Source organism: Flavobacterium sp. HJSW_4 (assembly GCF_042436695.1).
GTDB lineage: Bacteria > Bacteroidota > Bacteroidia > Flavobacteriales > Flavobacteriaceae > Flavobacterium.
This window is the reverse complement of record NZ_JBHNPP010000127.1, coordinates 1-208: the sequence shown is the minus strand read 5'-3', so window position 1 is coordinate 208 and position 208 is coordinate 1. Positions and strand designations below refer to the sequence as shown.

General features: G+C 33.2%; 1 protein-coding gene. It reads right to left on the bottom strand.

Annotation, left to right across the window (positions count from 1 at the left end):
- A partial coding sequence (locus tag ACE01P_RS24540; protein ID WP_379701682.1) for a hypothetical protein occupies positions 1-208 on the bottom strand: 208 nt, incomplete at both ends.

The following is a 208-nucleotide window of genomic DNA, read 5'->3' as shown; positions in this document are numbered from 1 at the left end:
CTATCAATTCAAGATCATAAATATCTGTATTGTAATCGATAGTCAACGCCAAGCCGTCTAATTCTGCGAAATTGAATCGTATGTCTATCTGTGATATCTTATTTGTGAAATTATAATTTTCAACTTGCAAGCCCGATAAGGATTCTTCATTTCTTAACCCAAAAACTTGAGATTGATTCTGTAATACTACCGATACATCAAACAAGGC